Raw genomic sequence first — 1,636 nt, forward strand, 5'->3', positions numbered from 1 at the left:
CCCGCACCGCCCGCAAGGGCGCCGAAGGCTACTTCCTCGGCGGTCGGGCGCTGCGCTGGCCGATCATCGGGCTGTCCTTCTATGTCGCCAACATGAGCGGTGGCAGCTTCGTCGGCCTGCCCGGCAGCGGCTACAACGACGGTATCGCTGTCTATCACTACGAATGGCTGCCGGCGGTGATTCTGGTGCTGTTCGTGCTGTTCCTGCTGCCGCTGTATCTGCGCGCGCGCATCTACACAGCGCCGCAGTTCCTCGAGGCCCGCTTCGGCCGCGAGCCGCGGCTGGCGTTCTCCGGCTTCTTGCTGGTTGCCGTGACGCTGATCGATGCCCCGGCATCGCTCTATGCGGGCGCCATGGTCGGCCAGGCCCTGTTCCCGTCGGTGCCGATGTGGCCGCTGCTCGCGGCTGGCGCGCTGATCGCCGGGGTCTATATCTTCTTTGGCGGTCTCAGTGCCGTGGTCATCAACGATGCGCTGCAGGCCGCCATGATCATGATCGGCGGCACCCTGGTGCTGGTGCTGGCCTGGCAGGCGGTGCCATCCTGGGATGCGGTCGTCCAGGCGGCGCCTCCCGATGCGCTGCACCTGATCCGGCCTGCCGACGATGAGCTGCTGCCCTGGCCCGGCATCTTCACCGGTGTGCTCGTCATCGGCATCTACTTCTGGTGCACCAATCAGTTCGTCGTGCAGCGCGCACTGGGCGCCCACAACCTGGATCACGGCCGCTGGGGCGCCCTGTTCGCCGGACTGCTGAAGCTGCCGAACCTGTTTATCCTGGTCATGCCCGGGGTGCTGGCCGTCGGCCTCTATCCGGACCTCGAGCGCCCGGACTTGGTGTTCCCGACCATGGTCGTGGACCTGCTGCCGGTGGGTCTACGCGGCCTGCTGCTAGCTGCCTTCGTCGCCGCGATCCTGTCCAGCCTGGAGGCGATCTTCAACTCGTCGGCGACCCTGTTCACGATGGACTTCGTGCGCACCTTCCGCCCACAGACAAGTGACCAGGGGCTGGCCCGCTGGGGCCGTTGGTCAACCGTCGGCTTCATGATCGCGGCGATCCTGTGGTCCCCGATCGTGCTGCAGTTTCCGACCCTCTGGCAGTATCTGCAGTCGTTCATGTCCTATCTCACGCCGCCGGTGACGGCCGTGTTCATCATCGGCATCTTCTGGCCGCGGGCCAATGCCGCCGGTGCGCTGGCAACGCTACTCATCGGCGTGCCACTGGGTATCCTCGGCTGGGCCACCAACGAGCTGCTCGACTGGCTACCGCTCCAATACCTCTATGCGGCCGGGATCATGTTCGCGCTGAGTGCCTTGATCTTGGTGACCGTGAGCCTGGCGACCGCACCGCCGGACCCGGACAAGGTGCAGCGCTGCACCTGGCGACCGGCACTGTGGCGACAGGAGAGCCAAGAGCTGGCCGGCACGCCCTGGTATGCGAACTATCGCTACATGGCGTTCGGGTTGACGTTGCTGGCAGCCGCAGTCGTGCTCTGGTGGTGGTGAGCAGTCTCGACGATCGTCGATAGGACGCGCAGGATGCGCACCTGCAGACAGATCGAGACGGCATCGGGTCAAAGAAACCAATATTGGGGCATTGCCACCAACAGCGCCGCCAGGGCCGGTCGAAGCCAACCGGG

1 protein-coding gene is annotated in these 1,636 nt (G+C 65.9%); it reads left to right on the top strand.

Features of this window, described 5'->3' with window-relative positions; translation table 11 throughout:
• Window positions 1-1,502 (top strand): sodium:solute symporter family transporter (locus VBE63_RS28910; protein ID WP_323686429.1); only part of this gene is annotated, 1,502 nt, incomplete at its 5' end.
• Between the last annotated feature and the right edge of the window lie 134 nt (window positions 1,503-1,636).

Origin of the sequence: Lamprobacter sp., from assembly GCF_034860625.1 — a bacterium.
GTDB lineage: Bacteria > Pseudomonadota > Gammaproteobacteria > Chromatiales > Chromatiaceae > Lamprobacter.